This is a genomic window from Pseudomonas sp. PB101, from assembly GCF_009764265.1.
GTDB lineage: Bacteria > Pseudomonadota > Gammaproteobacteria > Pseudomonadales > Pseudomonadaceae > Aquipseudomonas.
Genome location: NZ_RWIR01000026.1, coordinates 1 through 20,539, shown reverse-complemented (window position 1 = coordinate 20,539; position 20,539 = coordinate 1). Strand labels below are relative to the sequence as shown.

Below are 20,539 nucleotides of genomic sequence, written 5' to 3'. Positions count from 1 at the left end.
GCGCGTCATTATGAGCGGTCTCATACCGCCTGCAACTCTCTCAGGACGTGCTTAATGCTCAAGGCGCTGCGTTTTTCCGGCTGGCCGCTGTTGGCCGGCGTGCTTGTCGCTCTTTTGATAATCCAGCGTTACCCCGAATGGGTCGGGCTGCCGAGCCTCGACGTCAACCTGCAACAGGCGCCGCAAACCACCAGCATGCAGCAGGGCCCGGTGTCCTATGCTGACGCCGTGACCACCGCCGCGCCGTCGGTGGTGAACCTGTACACCACCAAAGTCATCAACAAGACCAACCATCCGTTGTTCGAAGATCCGCAGTTCCGGCGCTTCTTCGGCGATAACTCGCCCAAGCAGAAACGCATGGAATCGAGCCTCGGCTCCGGCGTGATCATGAGCCCGGAAGGCTACATCCTGACCAACAACCACGTGACCAGTGGCGCCGACCAGATCGTGGTGGCACTCAAGGACGGCCGGGAAACCCTGGCGCGGGTGATCGGCAGCGACCCGGAGACTGACCTCGCGGTTCTGAAAATCGACCTGAAAAACCTGCCGTCGATCACCGTGGGGCGTTCCGACAACATCCGCATCGGCGACGTCGCGCTGGCCATCGGCAACCCGTTCGGCGTCGGCCAGACCGTGACCATGGGCATCATCAGCGCCACCGGTCGCAACCAGCTTGGCCTGAATAACTACGAAGACTTCATCCAGACCGACGCCGCCATCAACCCCGGCAACTCCGGCGGTGCGCTGGTGGATGCCATCGGCAACCTGACCGGCATCAACACGGCGATCTTCTCCAAGTCCGGCGGCTCCCAGGGCATCGGTTTCGCGATTCCGGTGAAGCTGGCGATGGAAGTGATGAAATCGATCATCGAGCACGGCCAGGTGATTCGTGGCTGGCTGGGTATCGAAGTGCAACCGCTGACCCAGGAACTGGCCGAATCGTTCGGCTTGTCCGGGCGCCCGGGCATTGTCGTGGCGGGGATTTTCCGCGATGGCCCGGCACAGAAGGCCGGCCTGCAACTGGGTGATGTGATTCTTGCCATCGATGGCGAACCGGCCGGTGATGGCCGCCGCTCGATGAATCAGGTGGCGCGGATCAAGCCGACCGACAAGGTCGCGATCCAGGTGATGCGCAACGGCAAGGAACTCAAGCTGACCGCGGAAATCGGCCTGCGTCCGCCGCCGGCACCGGTCAAAGAGAAAGAAGAAAACTAAGCAGGCGACACATGTCCTGTGGGAGCGTGGCTTGCCCGCGATAGGAACACCGCGGTGTATCAGCTATACCGCGTTATCGTTCATCGCGGGCAAGCCACGCTCCCACAAGGGGATAAAGGTGCTTTAGAGGTCGCCCAGGCCGTCGATCAGCGCCTGATTCTGCTCTGGCGTGCCGATGCTGATCCGCAGGAACTGCGCAATCCGCTCCTGCTTGAAGTGCCGGACGATCACGCCTTGCTCGCGCAACTTCGCCGCAAGCCCCGCCGCATCGTGCCGAGGGTGACGGGCAAAGATGAAGTTCGCCGCCGATGGCAGTACTTCAAAACCCTTCTCCTCAAGCTGCGCAACGACCTTCTCTCGACTCTCGATCACCAACCGGCAGGTCTTTTCGAAATACTCGCGATCCTCGAACGCGGCAGCAGCGCCGACATTCGCCATGCGGTCCAGCGGATAGGAGTTGAAGCTGTTCTTGATCCGCTCAAGCGCCTCGATCAGGTCCGGATGCCCCACCGCCAGGCCAACCCGCAAGCCGGCCAGTGAACGGGACTTGGACAGGGTCTGGGTCACCAGCAGGTTCGGGTAACGATCGACCAGCGTGATTGCCGTCTCGCCGCCGAAATCGATGTAAGCCTCGTCCACCACGACCACCGAATCCGGGCTGGCCTTGAGGATCTGCTCCACCGCTTCCAGCGCCAGCAGGCAGCCAGTCGGGGCGTTCGGGTTGGGGAAGATGATCCCGCCGTTCGGCCTGGCGTAGTCCGCCGGGTCGATCCGGAATTGCTCGTCCAGCGGCACCGCGTCGAACTTGATGCCGTACAACCCGCAGTAGACCGGGTAGAAGCTGTAGCTGATGTCCGGGAACAACAGCGGCTGATCGTGCTGCAGCAAGCCGTGGAAGATGTGCGCCAGCACTTCATCGGAGCCGTTGCCGAGAAACACCTGGTTGCTCTGCACGCCGTAGTATTTGGCGACCGCATTCTTCAGCAGATCGCTGTTCGGGTCCGGGTACAGGCGCAGGCTGTCATTGAGTTCGGTTTGCATCGCAGCCAAGGCCTTGGGCGATGGACCGTACGGGTTTTCATTGGTATTGAGCTTGACCAGTTTCGCCAGCTTCGGCTGTTCGCCCGGCACATAAGGCACCAGATTCTTGACGAACGGGCTCCAGAATTTACTCATGTTCAGTTCCCCTGCTTGTCGTCAACGATGCGGTATTCAGCACTGCGGGCGTGGGCGGTCAACGACTCGCCACGGGCCAGCACGGAAGCGGTCTTGCCCAACTCGGATGCGCCCTGCTCGGAGCAGAAGATGATCGACGAGCGTTTCTGGAAGTCGTACACACCCAGTGGCGAGGAGAAACGCGCGGTGCCGGAAGTCGGCAACACGTGGTTCGGGCCTGCGCAATAGTCGCCCAGAGCTTCGGACGTGTGACGGCCCATGAAGATCGCGCCGGCGTGGCGGATTTGCGGCAGCCAGGCCTGTGGATCGGCAACGGACAATTCGAGGTGCTCCGGCGCGATGCGGTTGGCCACTTCGATGGCTTGCTCCATGTCACGAACCTTGATCAGTGCACCACGGCCGTTGATCGAAGTTTCGATGATCGCGGCACGTTCCATGGTCGGCATCAGTTTAGCGATGCTGGCCGCGACCCTGTCGAGGAACTCGGCGTCGGGGCTGACCAGAATGGCCTGGGCGTCTTCATCGTGCTCGGCCTGGGAGAACAGGTCCATGGCGATCCAGTCGGGATCGGTCTGGCCGTCGCACACCACGAGGATTTCCGAAGGGCCGGCGATCATGTCGATTCCGACCTGGCCGAACACGTGGCGCTTGGCGGTGGCGACATAGATGTTGCCCGGGCCGACCACCTTGTCGACCTTCGGCACGCTTTCGGTGCCGTAAGCCAAAGCGGCAACGGCTTGAGCGCCACCGATGGTGAACACGCGGTCGACGCCGGCGATGCAGGCAGCGGCCAACACCAGCTCGTTGATTTCACCGCGCGGGGTCGGAACGACCATGACCACTTCGGTGACGCCGGCGACCTTGGCCGGAATCGCGTTCATCAGCACCGACGACGGGTACGACGCCTTGCCGCCCGGCACGTACAGGCCGGCGCGGTCCAGCGGCGTGACTTTCTGGCCCAGTACGGTGCCGTCGGCTTCGGTGTAGCTCCAGGAGTCCTGCTTCTGCTTCTCGTGGTAGCTGCGTACGCGGGCTGCGGCGACTTCCAGTGCTTCGCGCTGAGGCACGGTGATGCGGGTCAGCGCCAGTTCCAGACGCTCGCGCGGCAGGATCAGGTCGGCCATGGACTTCACGTCCAGCCCATCGAACTGGCGGGTGAAGTCCACCAGTGCCGCGTCGCCACGCTCACGCACGGCCTTGATGATGTCCAGCACCCGCTGATTGACCGAGTCGTCAGACACACTTTCCCAGCTCAGCAGATGATCCAGATGATGCGCGAAATCCGGGTCAGCAGCGTTGAGTCGGCGAATTGCAGTCGGTGCGGTCATAGCGAGAGCCTCATAGGAATGGCAAAAACTCAGGCGCCCGAAGCTAGCACTCCATCCGCTTGGGCACCTGAGAATTCTGGCTATGAGGCGGATAGACGGGCGCGACTTAACGTCGCGCAGGTGAATCAGCCGCGGTGTCGAGACTCCACTGCCTTGCGCAGGGTGTCGATCAACGCCTGGATACGGGCGTGCTGCATCTTCATCGAAGCCTTGTTGACGATCAACCGGGAGCTGATGGCCGCGATGAAATCCTGTGGCTCCAGGCCGTTGGCCCGCAGCGTGTTACCGGTGTCGACCACGTCGATGATCTTGTCCGCCAGACCGATCAGCGGCGCCAGTTCCATCGAACCATAGAGCTTGATGATGTCGACCTGACGGCCCTGTTCGGCGTAATAGCGCTTGGCTACGTTGACGAACTTGGTGGCGATGCGCAGACGGCCCTTGGGCTCGATTGCGCCGACTTTACCGGCGGTCATCAGCTTGCACTGGGCAATCTGCAAATCCAGCGGCTCGTACAGGCCCTGGCCGCCGTATTCCATCAGCACATCTTTACCGGCGACACCGAGGTCGGCGGCACCGTGCTCGACATAGGTCGGCACATCGGTGGCACGCACGATCAGCAGACGAACATCGTCCTGGGTCGTGGGGATGATCAGCTTGCGGCTCTTGTCCGGATTCTCGGTCGGCACGATGCCTGCTTCAGCCAGAAGCGGCAAAGTGTCGTCAAGGATGCGGCCCTTGGACAGTGCGATAGTCAGCATGGGAAACGTCAGCCCTTAATCAGGAATCTTATGCCCGGTCGCAATCGGCGCCGGACACGCATCGAGCCGGAAACCGGCTCGACATACAACATTCAGCAGGCACCTCCCTGTGCCCATGCAGCAGGAACTAGCCCGGAACGCGACGGATCTTGGCGCCCAGCATCTGCAGTTTTTCTTCGATGCACTCGTAGCCGCGATCTATGTGGTAGATGCGGTCGATCAGCGTGTCGCCTTCGGCGATCAGCGCCGAGATCACCAGGCTGGCCGAAGCACGCAGGTCGGTTGCCATCACTGGCGCGCCCTTGAGCTTTTCGGTACCGGTGACGATCGCGGTGTTGCCTTCGACCTGGATCTTGGCGCCCATGCGGTGCAGCTCGTAGACGTGCATGAAGCGGTTTTCGAAGATCGTCTCGATCACAGCGCCCGTGCCTTCGGCAATGGCGTTGAGGGAGATGAACTGCGCTTGCATGTCGGTCGGGAACGCCGGGTACGGAGCGGTCCGCACGTTAACGGCTTTAGGCCGCTTGCCATGCATGTTGAGCTCGATCCAGTCTTCGCCGGTGGTGATTTCGGCACCGGACTCACGGAGTTTTTCCAGAACGGCTTCGAGGATGGTCGGATCGGTGTCCTTGACCTTCACACGACCGCCGGTCACGGCAGCGGCTACCAGATAGGTGCCGGTCTCGATACGGTCCGGCATCACCTTGTAAGTGGTGGTGTGCAGACGCTCGACGCCATCGATGGTGATGGTGTCGGTGCCAGCGCCGGAAACCTTGGCACCCATGGCGTTCAGGAAGTTCGCCAGGTCGACCACTTCAGGCTCGCGCGCGGCGTTGGCCAGGACGCTACGACCCTTGGCCAGGGCAGCAGCCATCATGATGTTCTCGGTACCGGTCACACTGACGGTATCAAAGAAGAAATGCGCACCGCGCAGGCCGCCTTCAGGCGCCTTGGCCTTGATGTAGCCGCCCTCGACGTCGATGACCGCGCCCATGGCTTCCAGGCCGCGGATGTGCAGGTCAACCGGACGCGAACCGATGGCGCAACCGCCAGGCAGTGCGACTTCGGCTTCGCCGAAACGGGCAACCATCGGGCCCAGCACCAGGATCGACGCACGCATGGTTTTAACCAGTTCGTACGGAGCGATCAGGGTCTTGATGGTGCGCGGGTCGATTTCGACGGCGAGTTTCTCGTCGATCACCGGCTCGATGCCCATGCGACCGAACAGCTCGATCATGGTGGTGATGTCGTGCAGGTGCGGCAGGTTGGCCACGGTCACCGGGCCATCGCACAGCAAGGTGGCAGCCAGGATCGGCAGGGCAGAGTTCTTTGCCCCGGAGATGCGGATTTCGCCGTCAAGACGAGCACCGCCAGTAATAATCAATTTATCCATAAGAATCTCGACGCCCTTGGGCTCAGGTGCGCTCGGCCCAGGCCGCGCTGCTGAAAAATTTCATAGTGACCGCATGGATGCTGCCATCGGTGATCCATGGGTTCAAATGGGCATAGATCTGCTGCTGACGCTTCACCGGGCTCAACGCCGCCAGTTCATCGCTAATCACGTTCAGCTGGAAATTGCAGCCTTCGCCCTCGACTTCTACCAACGTTCCGGGCAGCTTTCCTTCTAGGAAGCTCTTCACTTCTACGGCCTGCATGCTCAACCTCAATCGGCGCCCTGTGCGCGCGGGTCGGACATCATACAAAAAAGCCCCGCGCCTGCGAACCCCGCGGAGCAGGACTCTGACGGGGGGCTTCTTTATAGATGCGGGTTAGGGATGCGCCAACAGCTCGGTCAGCTCGCTGACCTGAGCGATTTCACGCATGTCTTCCGGCATTCCACGGATGCTCAGGGCCTTGCCGGCAGCCTGCGCATCGCGGATAAAGCACAGCAGCAGCGACAAGCCGACACTGCTGGACTTGGTCACCGCCGAACAATCGACCACCAGCGCCGCGGCCTTGCTGGCCTTGATCAGCACCTTGCCCTGCTCACGCAGGCCAGGGCCGGTACGGTAATCCAGCACGCCACTGAGTCGCAGCTCGCCCGCTTCGTCCATCCGGAGTGCCGACTCACTCATTGGGTTTTGTTCTCGGTGGATTCCTTGGCCTTGGCGACTTCCCCGGCCCAACCGTTGATGGTCTTGTCCAGGTCGTTGCCATTGCGCTGCATCGCATCGGCGAACTGATCGCGGAACAGCTTGCCGATGTTGATGCCGTTGATGATGACGTTACGCAGTTTCCACTCGCCGTTGATCTTTTCCATGGTGTAGGACACCGGATAGATCGCACCGCTGCTGCCCTTGACGGTCATGCCGACGCTGGTGCGGTCGCCCGACTCGTCCTTGGCCGGATCAACGGTGATGCCCTGGTTGTTGTACTCCAGCAAGGCATTGCCATAGAACTGGAACAGGCCTTTCTTGAAGTTCTCTTCGAAGGTCTTCATCTGCGCAGGAGATGCTTTCTTCGAGTACTTGACCGTCATGATGCTCTTGGAAATACCCTCGGCATCCACGACCGGCCCGACGATGGTGTCCAGCGCCGTATAGAAATCCTGCGGATCCTGCTTGTACTTTTCCTTGTTGGCCGCCAGGTCGGCGAGCAACCGGTTGGTAGTGTCCTGTACCAGTTCATGCGCCGAAGGCGCCGCCACAGCGTTGGCCACCAGCGGCAGTGCCGCGAGCAATACCAACAGGCCACGTCGCAAGATAGAGATCATTTAGCAGTTCCTCATTTAGCTTCTTTGCTAACGGTATTGAGCAGGAATTTACCGATCAGGTCCTCGAGCACCAGCGATGACTGCGTGTCATGGATGGTTCCACCATCCTTGAGCAGGGCGTCTTCCCCGCCAACGCTGATACCGATGTACTTCTCGCCCAACAGGCCAGCGGTCAGGATAGATGCAGTGGAGTCCGCCGGCAGATTATCGATGCGTTTTTCCAGCTGCATGGTCACCCGACCGGTAAAGCTGTCGCGATCCAGATCGATGGCCGTGACCTTGCCGATGGTCACACCGGCCATGGTCACCTTTGCTCTGACAGTCAAACCGGCGATATTGTCGAAGTAGGCATAAAGTTTATAGGTGTCGGTGCTCGGAGTCGGGGACAGGCCGCTGACACGCAACGCCAACAAGAGCAAAGCCAGGATGCCGGCCAGCAAGAAAAGGCCGACACCGATTTCCAGGGTGCGGTTTTGCATCAGAAATCTCCAAACATCAAGGCGGTCAGAATAAAGTCCAGGCCGAGCACTGCCAACGAGGCATAGACAACGGTCTTGGTAGTGGCACGACTGATCCCCTCGGAAGTGGGTTCGCAGTCATAGCCTTGGAATACGGCGATCCAGGTCACGACAAAGGCAAAGACGATGCTTTTTATGATCCCGTTGAGCACATCGTCGGAGAACGTCACGCTGTTCTGCATGTTCGACCAGTAGGAACCTTCATAGACCCCCAGCCAGTCGACAGCCACCCACGAGCCGCCCCAGATGCCCACCACGCTGAAAATCATCGCCAGCACCGGCAGGGAAATGAAACCGGCCCACAAGCGTGGCGCAATGATGTACTTGAGCGGGTCAACCCCGATCATCTCCAGGCTGGACAGCTGCTCGGTGGACTTCATGTTGCCGATTTCAGCAGTCAGCGCCGAACCTGCGCGCCCGGCGAAGAGCAAAGCGGTCACCACCGGCCCCAGTTCACGCAGCAGCGTCAGCGCAACCATCTGCCCGACAGCCTGCTCCGAACCATAGCTGGAAAGGATGTTGAAGCCCTGCAGCGCCAGCACCATGCCGATGAACACCCCGGAGACCACGATGATCACCAGGGACATCACGCCCACCGAATGCAGTTGTTTGACCAGCAGCCCGAAACCGCCACCGATACCGCCGCGCCCGAGCAGGGCATGGAACAGAAACAGTGCCGAGCGCCCGAACACCGCCATTACGTCGATGCCGGCCTGGCCGAAGCGGCGAATGCGCTCCATCAATGAAATTCTGCGCATCAGCGCTTCCCCAGAAGATCTGCGCGGTAATCCGTCGCTGGAAAGTGGTACGGAACCGGGCCGTCGGGTTCGCCGGTCATGAACTGACGAATGCGCGGTTCATCCGAGTTCATCAGCTCGTCCGGGGTCCCCTGCCCCAACACCTGACCATCGCCCACCACATAAATGTAATCGGCAATGCTCGCGGTCTCGGCCAGATCGTGGGACACCACGATGCTGGTGATGCCCAGCGCATCGTTGAGCAAACGAATCAGGCGCACCAGAACGCCCATGGCGATGGGGTCCTGGCCGACAAAGGGCTCGTCGTACATGAGGATCTGTGGATCGAGCGCAATCGCCCGGGCCAGCGCAACACGGCGCTTCATGCCGCCGGAAAGCTCGTCGGGCATCAGCTCGATGGCGCCCCGCAAACCCACGGCCTGCAGCTTGAGCAGGACGATGTCGCGGATCATTTCTTCCGGCAGTTGCGTATGAACGCGCAACGGAAAAGCGACGTTCTCGAAGACATCAAGGTCGGTAAACAGTGCACCGCTCTGAAAAAGCACGCCCATATGCTTGCGCGCATCGAACAGGTCGCTGCGTGACAGTTTCGGCAGATTCTGACCGTTGACCCAGACTTCGCCCTTGGTGGGGCGCAGCTGGGCGCCCATCAGACGCAGAAGCGTAGTCTTGCCGCACCCGGAAGGCCCCATGATGCCGGTGACCTTGCCGCGCGGGATACGGATATCGACATTATTGAAAATGCTGCGCGCACCGCGCTTGAAGGACAGTCCCTTCAGCTCGACCGCGTAGGCGTTATCGGCACTCATCTAAACTCCTTGCGATGCAGCCTCTCACTCGGACGCCTGGCTTTCTGACGAAAGCACATACCTCCCGGGCAGGCCGAACTGGCGGCGAACTATATCACTGCAAAGGCTGTGCGCCCAAGGCCAAAGCCGAGCCATATTCGACTGCATGAGCGGTTGAAAGGCCCATTTAGAGGGTTTCGGGTAACAAGGAATGACAATGCGCGACGAACTTGCGTGAGGGATTCGATCATTACCGCTATAATCGCCGCCTTTTCATCAGGCTATACGATTTCTGACATGAGCCAATCCAGCGACCTGATTCAATCAGCACAACGCACCATCCGCCTCGAGGTAGAAGCCGTACAAGGCCTGCTGCCCCATATCGACGCGGATTTCGTACGCGCTTGCGAGATGATTCTGGCCAGCAAAGGCCGCGTGGTCGTGGTCGGCATGGGCAAGTCGGGGCACGTCGGCAACAAGATCGCCGCGACCCTGGCCAGCACCGGCACCACGGCATTTTTTGTGCACCCGGCAGAAGCCAGCCACGGCGACATGGGCATGATCACCCGCGACGACATCATTCTGGCGCTCTCGAATTCCGGCTCCACCAATGAAATCGTGACCCTGCTGCCGTTGATCAAGCGCCTGGGCATTCAGTTGATCAGCATGACCGGCAACCCTGAGTCGCCGCTGGCCAAGGCCGCCGAGGTCAACCTGAACGTTCACGTCGAACACGAAGCCTGTCCGTTGAACCTGGCACCGACCTCGTCGACCACCGCCGCCCTGGTCATGGGCGACGCCCTGGCGGTCGCGCTGCTGGAAGCCCGTGGTTTTACCGCCGAAGACTTCGCCTTTTCCCATCCCGGCGGTGCCCTGGGCCGACGCCTGCTGCTGAAAGTGGAAAATGTCATGCACGCCGGGCAAGAGTTGCCGCAAGTACAGCGCGGCACCCTGCTGAAGGACGCGCTGATGGAAATGACCCGCAAGGGCCTGGGCATGACCGTGATCCTGGAAGCCGATGGAAAGCTGGCCGGGATCTTTACCGACGGTGACTTGCGTCGAACGCTGGACCGTAGCATCGACATCCATAGCGCTACAATCGACCAGGTCATGACGGCCCATGGCAAGACCGCCCGCGCCGAGATGCTCGCCGCCGAAGCGCTGAAAATCATGGAAGACCATAAAATCAACGCATTGGTCGTGGTCGACAGCGAAGACCGCCCGGTCGGCGCCCTGAACATGCACGACTTGCTGCGTGCAGGAGTAATGTAATGAGTGCGGACCTGCTGCAACGCGGCAAACAGATCAAACTGGCGGTGTTCGATGTCGATGGCGTGCTGACCGATGGCCGCCTGTATTTCCTCGAAGACGGCAGCGAATTCAAGACGTTCAACACCCTCGACGGCCAGGGCATCAAGATGTTGATGGCCGCCGGCGTGCAGACCGCCATCATCAGCGGTCGCAAGACCCCGGTGGTCGAGCGGCGAGCCAGGAACCTCGGCATCCCGCACCTGTATCAGGGCCGCGAAGACAAACTGGTGGTGCTCGACGAACTGTTGGCCCAGTTGAACCTGAGCTATGAACAGGTGGCCTACCTGGGCGACGACCTGCCGGACCTGCCGGTGATTCGCCGCGTCGGCCTGGGCATGGCGGTGGCCAATGCCGCCGGCTTCGTGCGCGAACACGCTCACGGCATCACCCTTGCCCGTGGCGGCGAAGGTGCCGCGCGCGAATTCTGCGAATTGATCCTGCGCGCCCAGGATCGCCTCGATGCGGCCAATGCGGCGTACCTGTGAGCCCGATATGCTGAGCAAAAAATTTCGCAACACCCTGATCTACAGTTGCATCGCGGCGATATTCGCCGCGGTTGGCTACTGGAACATCAGCCCGGAGCGTTTCCTCGACAAGCCGGTAACGCCGGTCGATGAAAACATGGTCGACTATTACGCCATCAACGCCCACAGCGTGCAGTACCTGCCGGACGGCAAGCTGCAATATGATCTGGTGTCCGACAAGGTCGAGCACCTGAAAGCGACCGAAGTGACATTGCTGACCAACCCCGACCTGAACGTGTTCCGCGGCACTGAATTCCCGTGGCACGTCCAGAGCCTGCGCGGCGAGGTCAACCCCGATGGCACGCAGGTCGAGTTGATCGACGACGTGCGCATCACGCGCTTCGACGAGAAAAACCGCAAGACCCTGATCACCAGCACCCGCATGACGGTGTTCCCGCAGCAGCAATATGCGCAGACCGAGCAAGACGTTAGAATCGACGGCGCTGGCGGTGTATCGACTGGCAAGGGAATGAAAGCGTATTTGAAAGAAAGCAGGATACACCTGCTATCGAACGTAAGAGGACAGTATGAGGCTCGTTAAAACCCTCCCGATTTTGCTCAGTCTGGGCGCAGCACTGGGAAGCGTGAGCGCCTGGGCTCTGCCGGAAGATCAACAGCAGCCTATCCGCATTCAGGCCGACGATGCCCAACTGGACGACAAGCAAGGTATTGCCACCTATAAGGGTGACGTGATCATCACCCAAGGCTCGATGAAGGTGACCGGCAACACCGTCACCATCACCCGTACTCCGACCGGCGACATCGACGTAGTGACCTCGGTAGGCAATCTGGCTTACTTCGAGCAACTGCAAACCGCTGGCGACACCAAACCCGTTCAGGGCTGGGGTGTGACCATCCAGTATCACGCCGCGCAAAACCGGGTCGTGCTGATTGACAAGGCGAAGGTTGTCGACAAGGACAACAACGTCACCCAAGGCGAGAAAATCGTCTACGACACCGAGAAGAAGCTGGCCAGCGCCGGTCGCGCCACCGGTAGCAAGGTGACCGAGTCGCGTCCGCGAATCGACATGGTGATCCAGCCGAAGAAGAAAACCGACGAGAAAAAGGCCCAGTAATGGCAACTCTGAAAGCTCAGCATCTGGCCAAGAGCTACAAGAGCCGCCAGGTCGTGCGTGATGTCAGCCTGTCCATCGACAGCGGTCAGATCGTCGGCCTGCTTGGCCCGAACGGCGCCGGCAAGACCACCTGCTTCTACATGATCGTAGGCCTGGTGCAGGCCGACCAGGGCCGCGTCCTGATCGATGACCTGGACGTCAGCCACCAGCCGATGCACGGCCGCGCAAAGGCCGGTATCGGCTACCTGCCGCAAGAAGCATCGATCTTTCGCAAACTGTCGGTGGCCGACAACATCATGGCCATCCTCGAGACCCGCAAGGAACTCGACAAGGCCGGTCGGCGCAAGGAACTGGAAAGCCTGCTGCAGGAATTCCACATCAGCCACATCCGCGACAACCTCGGCATGAGCCTGTCCGGCGGCGAGCGCCGCCGCGTGGAAATCGCCCGTGCCCTGGCCACCAATCCGAAATTCATCCTCCTCGACGAACCCTTCGCCGGCGTGGACCCGATTTCGGTCGGCGACATCAAGCAGATCATTCACCACCTCAAGGCCAAAGGCATTGGCGTGCTGATCACGGACCACAATGTTCGTGAAACCCTGGATATCTGTGAAACCGCCTACATCGTCAATGACGGTCAACTGATCGCCGAAGGCGACGCAGAGACCATCCTGGCCAATGATCTGGTGAAGGAAGTGTACCTGGGTCACGAGTTCCGCCTGTAAGCGCCGAGCCGTGCCCTGGCAGCCGCCCGGGCACATGACCTGCGGATTCACCGGTGCTTCATGCAACCCGGCGTGAACAGCCCCCCGACAAGGGCAATTCAGCAACATATTTTTATCGTTTTTTATTGTTACTGCGCTCTAGGCAAAACCTTCAGTTTCAGGCATATAATTTGCTTATGTTTGGCGCCCCGGCGCCCTGTAGTGGATGGCGCATGTGCGCCGGCGAATAAGGTGTTAAGCCCCTGCCATGAAACCATCGCTAGTCTTGAGAATGGGCCAGCAGCTGACGATGACACCGCAGCTGCAACAGGCCATCCGCCTGCTCCAATTGTCGACCCTGGACCTGCAACAGGAAATCCAGGAGGCCCTGGAGTCCAATCCGATGCTCGAACGCCAGGAAGAAGGCGACGACTTCGACAATTCCGACCCCTTGGCCGACAACGCAGAACAAAAACCCAACACCGATATCCAGGAACCTTCCTACCAGGAAAGCGCACCGACGGTTGACAACCTTGAAGAGGGTGACTGGAACGAGCGCATCCCCAACGAACTCCCTGTCGACACCGCATGGGAAGACGTTTACCAGACCAGCGCCAGCAGCCTGCCCAGCAACGACGATGACGAGTGGGACTTCACCACCCGCACCTCGGCCGGTGAAAGCCTGCAAAGCCACTTGCTGTGGCAACTGAACCTGGCGCCGATGTCCGATACCGATCGGCTGATCGCCGTGACCCTGATCGACTGCATCAACAATCAGGGCTACCTGGACGAAACCCTCGAGGAAATCCTCGAAGCCTTCGACCCGGAACTGGACATCGAGCTGGACGAAATCGAAGCCGTCCTGCACCGTATCCAGCAATTCGAGCCCGCCGGCATCGGCGCCCGCAACCTGGGCGAATGCCTGCTGCTGCAATTGCGCCAGCTACCCGCCAAGACCCCTTGGCTGGCCGAGGCCAAGCGCCTGGTCAGCGACTACATCGACTTGCTGGGCAGCCGCGACTACAGCCAGTTGATGCGCCGCATGAAGCTCAAGGAAGACGAGCTGCGCCAAATCATCGAACTGGTCCAGAGCCTCAATCCGCGCCCGGGCTCGCAGATCGAGTCGACCGAAGCCGAGTACGTCGTTCCCGACGTGATCGTGCGCAAGGACAACGAACGCTGGCTGGTGGAGCTCAATCAGGAGTCGGTGCCACGGCTGCGGGTCAATGCCCAGTACGCCGGTTTCGTGCGCCGCGCCGACACCAGCGCCGACAACACTTTCATGCGCAATCAGCTGCAGGAGGCTCGCTGGTTCATCAAGAGCCTGCAAAGCCGCAATGAAACCCTGATGAAGGTTGCCACCCAGATCGTCGAGCATCAGCGCGGTTTCCTCGAATATGGCGACGAAGCCATGAAGCCGCTGGTCCTGCATGACATCGCCGAAGCGGTCGGCATGCATGAGTCGACGATTTCACGGGTGACCACCCAGAAGTTCATGCACACCCCCCGGGGCATTTATGAACTGAAATACTTTTTTTCAAGTCATGTAAGCACCTCAGAGGGCGGCGAATGCTCGTCCACGGCCATCCGGGCGATCATCAAAAAACTGGTTGCCGCGGAAAATCAGAAAAAGCCGTTGAGTGACAGCAAGATCGCTGGTTTACTGGAGGCACAAGGCATTCAGGTGGCTCGCCGCACCGTCGCCAAGTACCGCGAATCCCTCGGGATCGCGCCTTCGAGCGAACGCAAGCGGTTGATGTAGGGCCACGCCACAGCGTTCCAGTGGTAGATCATCTGATCTGCCGCTTTATGCACTGGCAACGAAGGAGAAGCTGTATGCAAGTCAACATCAGTGGACACCAACTGGAAGTGACCGAACCTCTTCGCTCCTACATCGGCGAAAAACTCGAACGATTGGAGCGACATTTCGACAAGATCACTAATGTGCAGGTCACGATGACCGTCGAAAAGTTGAAGCAGAAAATCGAAGCCACGCTGCATATTCCCGGGAATGAAGTGGTCGCCAACGCGGAGCATACTGATATGTATGCGGCGATCGACGCACTCACCGACAAGCTGGATAAACAACTCAAAAAGCATAAGGAAAAGACCCAGAGCCTCCTCCAGGGCGCAACCGGTCGTTAACACTCCCTACCCATGATCCGACTTGAAAGTATCCTGACCCCCGGCCGTTCCCTGGTGAACGTGCCGGGCGGCAGTAAAAAGAAAGCCCTCGAACAAATTGCCAATCTGATCGCCCGCGAAGTGCCGGCCCTGGAGATGCAAGATGTCTTCGAGGCGCTGATCGCCCGTGAAAAACTCGGTTCCACCGGTTTTGGCAACGGCATTGCGATTCCACATTGCCGTCTCAAGGGCTGTGTGTCGCCCATCAGTGCATTGATGCACCTGGACGCCCCAATAGATTTTGACGCCATCGACGGCGCGCCGGTTGACCTGCTGTTCGTACTGCTGGTCCCGGAAGCCGCCACCGATGCGCACCTGGAGCTGCTGCGACAGATCGCCAGCATGCTCGACCGCAAGGAAGTTCGCGAAAAACTGCGTAATGCCGCAAGCAATGAAGCCCTGTATCAGGTTGTCCTGGACGAGCAAAACGGTCAGTAATCATGCGCTTGATCATCGTCAGTGGCCGTTCCGGCTCAGGTAAAAGTACCGCCCTCAACGTACTTGAGGACAACGGCTACTACTGCATCGACAATCTGCCTGCCGGCCTGCTGCCGGAACTGGCCGAACGAGCGTTGATTCACACCGAGCTGATGCAGCCGCTGGTCGCCGTCTCCATTGACGCCCGCAACCTGCCCAGCCATCTGTCACGCTTCCCCGACCTGCTCGAAGAAGTCCGCAGCCGCCACATCCAGTGCGATGTCCTGTATCTGGACGCCGACGAAGAAACCCTGCTCAAGCGTTTCTCGGAAACCCGCCGGCGCCATCCACTGAGCAACGCCAACCGCTCGCTGGCCGAAGCCATCAATGTCGAGAGCGTGCTGCTCGGGCCGATTGCCGACCTCGCCGACCTCAAGATCAACACCACCAGCCTGAACCTGTACCAACTGCGCGACACCATCAAGCTGCGCCTGCTGAATCAACCGGAACCCGGCACTGCCTTCCTGGTGGAGTCGTTCGGATTCAAGCGTGGCATGCCGGTGGACGCCGACCTGGTGTTCGATGTGCGCTGCCTGCCCAACCCTTACTGGAAGCCGGAATTGCGCGAGCAGTCCGGGCTCGATCAGCCGGTTGCCGATTACCTGGCGGCACAGCCGGATGTCGAAGAGATGTTCCAGGACATTTCCACATACCTGCTAAAGTGGCTGCCTCGTTTTGCCGCCAGCAACCGCGCCTACGTCACCATTGCCATTGGCTGCACGGGCGGACATCACCGCTCCGTCTACCTGACAGAGCGTCTGGGGCAGGCGCTGCAAAAAACCCTGAAGAACGTCCAGGTTCGCCACCGCGACCTCAGCTAAAGGATTCACATCGCGATGCCTGCTCTGGAAATCGAAATCATCAATAAACTGGGCCTGCACGCCCGCGCTTCTGCAAAATTCGTTGGGGTGGCAGGTCAGTTCCCGTGCCAGATCCGGGCCGGTCGCACACCAGAATCAATGGTCGATGGCAAAAGCATCATGGCGATGATGATGCTGGCCGCCGGCAAAGGCACCACGATCCACTTGAGCACGGAAGGCGAGCAGGAACAGGAAGCGCTGGCTGCGCTGGTGGCGTTGATCAACAACTTCTTCGACGAAGGCGAGTAAAGGCCAGGGCTTGGTAGTGAGGGGGCAAGCCCCCTCTCCACAAATCAGGCCAAAGCCGTATCCATCACCATCATCAAACAAAACCCCATCAGCAACCCAAGGCTGGCAAGCTTGTCATGACCATTGCGGCGCGACTCGGGAATGACTTCGTGAGTCACCACCAGCAACATGGCCCCCGCCGCCAACGCCAACCCCAAAGGCAACAACAGCTCGGCCAGGCTCACCAGCCAGGCGCACAACAGCGCGAACACCGGTTCGACCACGCCTGAGGCGGCACCTATCAGGAACGCCTTGACCCGAGACATCCCCGCCCCGGCCAAAACCAACGCGATGACCAACCCTTCCGGCACATCCTGCAAGGCAATGCCCATCGCCAGGCTGTCGGCATCCGGCATGCCGCCGCCGGCAGAAACACCAACCGCCATGCCTTCGGGAATGTTGTGGGCAATGATCGCAAACACAAACAGCCAGATGCGCGGAGGAATGACCGGCCGCTCCAGGGTGCCGACCAGCATTTGCGGGCTGGCACCGGAGACCTTCCGGTCCACGAGGAACAGCCCGAACGCGCCGAGCATGATGCCGAAGCTGATCAGCCCACTGGACGCCCAGGGTGACAAGCCAAGCCCTTCGGCGGCAGCGATGCCCGGAACGATCAACGAAAATGCCGTTGCCGCGAGCATCACGCCAGCGCCAAAACCAAGCAAAGTGTCGCTGAGCATCTGCGGCATCCGCCGAATCACCAACACCGGCACGGCACCCAGCGCGGTGCCCAGGGCGCAGATCGCACCGCCCTGCAATGCACGCAGCAACTTCGGTTCAAGGTCGAGCCAGGCCAATCCATGGGCAACCAAAAGGCTCATACCCGCCAGCAGTAACAGCGATCCGAACGCGTAACGAAACATCCGTCCACTTCCGATCGCCAGTGTTTCAGTGCCCATAGTCCAGCCTTGGATTGTTTTTGTAGAAGACTTAAGCCAGTGCGGCTTGATAGCGCGCAGCGACTTGCGGCCAATTGATCACGTTGTAGAACGCGCCGATGTATTCAGGACGGCGGTTCTGATAGCGCAGGTAATAGGCATGTTCCCAGACGTCGAGGCCCAGGATCGGCGTATTGCCGTTCATTAGCGGGCTGTCCTGGTTACCGCTGCTTTCCACCACCAGGTTTTTTTGCGGGGTCACGCTCAGCCAGGCCCAGCCACTGCCGAAGCGGGTCAACGCAGCTTTGGTGAAGGCATCCCTGAAACTGTCGAGCCCGCCCAATTGCTCGTCGATAGCCTTGGCCAGCGCGCCTTCGGGTTTACCTCCGCCGCCGGGCGCCATGACTTCCCAGAACAACGAATGGTTGGCGTGGCCGCCACCTTGGTTGATCACCGCCACGCGCAGTTTTTCCGGCAGTTGCTGAACGGCGGACACCAGCTTCTCCACCGGCCACTCGGCATACTCGGTGCCTTCGACTGCCGCGTTGAGGTTGTTGATGTAAGTCTGGTGATGCTTGGTGTAGTGGATCTCCATGGTCTGCGCATCGATGTGCGGTTCCAGGGCGTCGTAGGCGTAGGGCAAGGCAGGCAAGGTAAAAGCCATGTTCAATGGACTCCATGATGATGAGGCGCAGGCGAAGCGACATTGATGTGCAGCAGTCGATGGGTGCGCGGATATTCGCCGTGTTCACTGATGAAATTCAGCAGTTCGACGTAGGTCTTGCTGCTCTGGCGCAACGCGGCTTCACGCAAGGCCTGCGGCAGTCGTGGGTCCTGCATGGTCTGCAGCAGCCGTTGATGGATGGCGCACAGGTATTCGGCGCTCTCCTCCGGCTGGTTCAGGCGCAAGTGCAGGTCCGCCAGGTTGTGATGGGAAATCACGCAAGCTGCCACCGCTTCGTCGGCATCCGCCCAGCGTTCAAACAGCACCTGGGCCAGAGCCAATGCCTGCAGATACGCCTCGCGGGCATCGACCAGTTCACCCTGCATGAAAAAGCGGTTGGCTCTTTCGATCGTGCGTTTCCAGTGCTCCATGGTGCGCCTCCAAAGCGGTAGCGGGGCTTACACGCCGCCTGCGGTGAGTTTTTCCGGGTTGAGCAATTCTTCCAGCTGGCCGCGCGACAGATCAGTGTGCTCCAAGGCGACGTCAATCACCGGGCGGCCTTGCTGATAAGCCTTCTTGGCAATCTCGGCGGCCTTCTGGTAACCGATGATCGGGTTGAGCGCCGTGACCAGAATCGGGTTGCGTGACAACGCTTCCTTGATCCGGCTCTCGTTGACCTTGAAGCTGGCGATCGCCTTGTCCGCCAGCAGACGGCTGGAGTTGGCCAGCAACTCGATGCTGCTCAGCAGGTTCTGGGCAATGATCGGCAGCATCACGTTCAGTTCGAAGTTGCCCGACTGGCCGGCGATAGTGATGACGCTGTCGTTGCCGATGACCTGAGCCGCGACCATCGCGGTAGCCTCGGGAATGACTGGGTTGACCTTGCCTGGCATGATCGAAGAACCCGGCTGCAACGCTTCCAGTTCGATCTCGCCAAGGCCGGCCAACGGGCCGGAGTTCATCCAGCGCAGGTCGTTGGCGATTTTCATCAGCGATACGGCGGTGGTTTTCAGTTGCCCGGAGACTGCGACGGCGGTGTCCTGGGAACCAATCAGCGCGAACAAGTCCTGACCTGGCTTGAACTCGACCTGGGTCAATTTGCTGAGTTGCTGGCTGAAGCGCGCTGCAAATTCGGGGTGGGCGTTGACGCCCGTCCCGACCGCCGTACCGCCCTGGGCCAGTGATTGCAGGCTTGGCTGCAAGTCTTGCAGATGGCCGATGTTGGCCTTGAGCTGCTGCGCCCAGCCGTTGAGCACCTGGCTCATACGCACCGGCATCGCATCCATCAGGTGCGTACGCCCGGTCTTGACGTGGTGATGAACTTGCCCGGCCTTGCGCTCGATGACCTGGACCAGGTGCGTCAACGCCGGCAGCAGTTGCTCGTGCAAGGCCAACGCCGCACTGACATGAATGGTGGTCGGAATGATGTCGTTGCTGCTTTGGCCACAGTTGACGTGGTCATTGGGGTTCACCGTCTCGCCGAGCAAGCGGCTGGCGAGCGTGGCGATCACTTCGTTGGCGTTCATGTTGGAGCTGGTGCCCGAGCCGGTCTGGAACACATCCACCGGAAAGTGCTGCATGAAATCGCCTTCGAGCAGGCCCTGGGCCGCATCGACAATGGCTTTGCCCTGGGCTTCACTGATCTGCTTGAGCTCGACGTTGGCGCGTGCCGCTGCCGCCTTGGCCAGAATCAGCGCGCGAATGAACTGCACCGGCATCGGTTTGCCGCTGATCGGGAAGTTATCCACCGCACGTTGCGTCTGTGCGCCGTACAGGGCGTCTTCCGGGACGTTCAATTCGCCCATGCTGTCGCGTTCGATACGGGTATTACTCATCGGGAGATCCTTGCATCAGTTCTATGAGAGGAATCGAGGGCTGTAACTCACAAGTCGCGAGTTGCCACGTGTAGCTCTGCCAGCGTTTGAGGCGGCATTTGCACAACGACAGGCGTTCGAGTTCGCGTAGCGGACGCCAGGCCTGGTCCAGGCAGTACGTGCGCCAGTGCCACGGCAGCGCGACATCGGCGGCGGTGTCGAGCAGCAAACGGAAGGAGGTTTCGGCGACGGTCCAGGGCGAGGTTGCCGTGCAAGCTGCCAGATACCGGCCTTCGGCCAGGTAATGGTCGATCAGGCGAGGCTCGTCGGGATTCATCGCACAGCGGATCTGGCGACTCATCCAGCGCCAGCTTTCGAGGTAAGGCAGCTCGTGCAAGACAGGATTCATAATCCGGGGCTCATTCGGCAATGAGATTTATTATTAAATGATAATAATAACCAACACAAGCTCTGTAAGAGCCCGGCTTGCCGGCGATGGCGT

26 protein-coding genes are annotated in these 20,539 nt (G+C 60.1%); 11 read left to right on the top strand and 15 right to left on the bottom strand.

The features are described from left to right. Positions 1-54 precede the first annotated feature (54 nt). The gene (gene algW, locus EI969_RS08405; protein WP_160387052.1) at positions 55-1,215 is read left to right on the top strand and encodes a Do family serine endopeptidase AlgW; all 1,161 of its coding nucleotides are present in this window, start codon (positions 55-57) and stop codon (positions 1,213-1,215) included. 123 nt (positions 1,216-1,338) lie between these two features. Here the strand turns inward: algW and hisC are convergent, their stop codons facing one another. The 10 genes from hisC to EI969_RS08355 form a co-directional block, all read right to left on the bottom strand. After that, a complete protein-coding gene (gene hisC, locus EI969_RS08400; RefSeq protein WP_160387051.1) occupies positions 1,339-2,391 on the bottom strand; it encodes a histidinol-phosphate transaminase in 1,053 nt (350 codons plus the stop codon). Positions 2,392-2,393: 2 nt separating this feature from the next. After that, a complete protein-coding gene (gene hisD, locus EI969_RS08395) occupies positions 2,394-3,719 on the bottom strand; it encodes a histidinol dehydrogenase (RefSeq protein WP_160387050.1) in 1,326 nt (441 codons plus the stop codon). Between the two features lie 125 nt (positions 3,720-3,844). Next, a complete protein-coding gene (gene hisG, locus EI969_RS08390; protein WP_060542991.1) occupies positions 3,845-4,480 on the bottom strand; it encodes an ATP phosphoribosyltransferase in 636 nt (211 codons plus the stop codon). A gap of 127 nt (positions 4,481-4,607) precedes the next feature. Continuing rightward, the gene (murA, locus tag EI969_RS08385; RefSeq protein ID WP_110659054.1) at positions 4,608-5,873 is read right to left on the bottom strand and encodes a UDP-N-acetylglucosamine 1-carboxyvinyltransferase; all 1,266 of its coding nucleotides are present in this window, start codon (positions 5,871-5,873) and stop codon (positions 4,608-4,610) included. 22 nt (positions 5,874-5,895) lie between these two features. Further along, positions 5,896-6,135, bottom strand: a complete 240-nt coding sequence (locus tag EI969_RS08380) for a BolA family protein (RefSeq protein WP_007912386.1) — start codon at positions 6,133-6,135, stop codon at positions 5,896-5,898. Positions 6,136-6,249: 114 nt separating this feature from the next. Beyond that, the gene (locus EI969_RS08375; protein WP_160387049.1) at positions 6,250-6,555 is read right to left on the bottom strand and encodes a lipid asymmetry maintenance protein MlaB; all 306 of its coding nucleotides are present in this window, start codon (positions 6,553-6,555) and stop codon (positions 6,250-6,252) included. Continuing rightward, positions 6,552-7,193 (bottom strand): phospholipid-binding protein MlaC, encoded by a 642-nt coding sequence (locus EI969_RS08370; protein WP_160387048.1) that lies wholly within the window; start codon positions 7,191-7,193, stop codon positions 6,552-6,554. The genes EI969_RS08375 and EI969_RS08370 overlap by 4 nt, the downstream gene beginning before the upstream one ends. A gap of 11 nt (positions 7,194-7,204) precedes the next feature. Beyond that, positions 7,205-7,672 (bottom strand): outer membrane lipid asymmetry maintenance protein MlaD, encoded by a 468-nt coding sequence (mlaD, locus tag EI969_RS08365; protein WP_111280917.1) that lies wholly within the window; start codon positions 7,670-7,672, stop codon positions 7,205-7,207. Then, positions 7,672-8,469 (bottom strand): lipid asymmetry maintenance ABC transporter permease subunit MlaE, encoded by a 798-nt coding sequence (mlaE, locus tag EI969_RS08360; protein ID WP_160387047.1) that lies wholly within the window; start codon positions 8,467-8,469, stop codon positions 7,672-7,674. The genes mlaD and mlaE overlap by 1 nt, the downstream gene beginning before the upstream one ends. Further along, a complete protein-coding gene (locus EI969_RS08355) occupies positions 8,469-9,278 on the bottom strand; it encodes an ATP-binding cassette domain-containing protein (protein ID WP_008001295.1) in 810 nt (269 codons plus the stop codon). Before EI969_RS08355 ends, mlaE begins: the two co-directional genes overlap by 1 nt. Positions 9,279-9,554: 276 nt before the next feature. Here EI969_RS08355 and EI969_RS08350 point away from each other — a divergent pair, with 276 nt between their 5' ends. The 10 genes from EI969_RS08350 (at position 9,555) to EI969_RS08305 (ending at position 16,642) form a co-directional block, all read left to right on the top strand. Continuing rightward, entirely contained in the window at positions 9,555-10,529 is a 975-nt protein-coding gene (locus EI969_RS08350) for a KpsF/GutQ family sugar-phosphate isomerase (protein ID WP_160387046.1), read from the top strand. Beyond that, positions 10,529-11,053 (top strand): HAD family hydrolase, encoded by a 525-nt coding sequence (locus EI969_RS08345; protein ID WP_150718661.1) that lies wholly within the window; start codon positions 10,529-10,531, stop codon positions 11,051-11,053. The genes EI969_RS08350 and EI969_RS08345 overlap by 1 nt, the downstream gene beginning before the upstream one ends. 7 nt (positions 11,054-11,060) lie before the next feature. Beyond that, complete coding sequence (lptC, locus tag EI969_RS08340) at positions 11,061-11,633, top strand: LPS export ABC transporter periplasmic protein LptC (protein WP_160387045.1); 573 nt, start codon at positions 11,061-11,063, stop codon at positions 11,631-11,633. Continuing rightward, complete coding sequence (gene lptA, locus EI969_RS08335; RefSeq protein WP_160387044.1) at positions 11,620-12,168, top strand: lipopolysaccharide transport periplasmic protein LptA; 549 nt, start codon at positions 11,620-11,622, stop codon at positions 12,166-12,168. The genes lptC and lptA overlap by 14 nt, the downstream gene beginning before the upstream one ends. Then, positions 12,168-12,893 (top strand): LPS export ABC transporter ATP-binding protein, encoded by a 726-nt coding sequence (gene lptB / locus EI969_RS08330; protein ID WP_008054366.1) that lies wholly within the window; start codon positions 12,168-12,170, stop codon positions 12,891-12,893. The genes lptA and lptB overlap by 1 nt, the downstream gene beginning before the upstream one ends. Before the next feature lie 247 nt (positions 12,894-13,140). Next, on the top strand, positions 13,141-14,634 hold the full coding sequence (locus tag EI969_RS08325; RefSeq protein ID WP_160387043.1) for an RNA polymerase factor sigma-54: 1,494 nt from the start codon (positions 13,141-13,143) through the stop codon (positions 14,632-14,634). Positions 14,635-14,708: 74 nt separating this feature from the next. Next, complete coding sequence (gene hpf / locus EI969_RS08320) at positions 14,709-15,017, top strand: ribosome hibernation-promoting factor, HPF/YfiA family (RefSeq protein WP_008018717.1); 309 nt, start codon at positions 14,709-14,711, stop codon at positions 15,015-15,017. A 12-nt stretch (positions 15,018-15,029) separates the two neighbouring features. Then, positions 15,030-15,494 (top strand): PTS IIA-like nitrogen regulatory protein PtsN, encoded by a 465-nt coding sequence (ptsN, locus tag EI969_RS08315; RefSeq protein WP_150718657.1) that lies wholly within the window; start codon positions 15,030-15,032, stop codon positions 15,492-15,494. A gap of 2 nt (positions 15,495-15,496) precedes the next feature. Further along, positions 15,497-16,354, top strand: a complete 858-nt coding sequence (gene rapZ / locus EI969_RS08310; protein ID WP_160387042.1) for an RNase adapter RapZ — start codon at positions 15,497-15,499, stop codon at positions 16,352-16,354. 15 nt (positions 16,355-16,369) lie between these two features. Next, on the top strand, positions 16,370-16,642 hold the full coding sequence (locus tag EI969_RS08305; RefSeq protein ID WP_160387041.1) for an HPr family phosphocarrier protein: 273 nt from the start codon (positions 16,370-16,372) through the stop codon (positions 16,640-16,642). Between the two features lie 44 nt (positions 16,643-16,686). Here the strand turns inward: EI969_RS08305 and EI969_RS08300 are convergent, their stop codons facing one another. The 5 genes from EI969_RS08300 to EI969_RS08280 are packed head-to-tail and all read right to left on the bottom strand — an operon-like array spanning position 16,687 to position 20,446. Further along, entirely contained in the window at positions 16,687-17,580 is an 894-nt protein-coding gene (locus EI969_RS08300) for a ZIP family metal transporter (RefSeq protein ID WP_160387040.1), read from the bottom strand. 31 nt (positions 17,581-17,611) lie between these two features. Continuing rightward, complete coding sequence (locus EI969_RS08295; RefSeq protein WP_160387039.1) at positions 17,612-18,223, bottom strand: superoxide dismutase; 612 nt, start codon at positions 18,221-18,223, stop codon at positions 17,612-17,614. Between the two features lie 2 nt (positions 18,224-18,225). Next, positions 18,226-18,654 (bottom strand): hypothetical protein, encoded by a 429-nt coding sequence (locus EI969_RS08290; protein ID WP_160387038.1) that lies wholly within the window; start codon positions 18,652-18,654, stop codon positions 18,226-18,228. A gap of 27 nt (positions 18,655-18,681) precedes the next feature. Continuing rightward, positions 18,682-20,058: an aspartate ammonia-lyase gene (locus EI969_RS08285; RefSeq protein ID WP_160387037.1), complete on the bottom strand. Its 1,377-nt coding sequence runs from the start codon at positions 20,056-20,058 to the stop codon at positions 18,682-18,684. Next, complete coding sequence (locus EI969_RS08280; RefSeq protein ID WP_160387036.1) at positions 20,051-20,446, bottom strand: FagA protein; 396 nt, start codon at positions 20,444-20,446, stop codon at positions 20,051-20,053. The genes EI969_RS08285 and EI969_RS08280 overlap by 8 nt, the downstream gene beginning before the upstream one ends. Positions 20,447-20,539 lie beyond the last annotated feature (93 nt).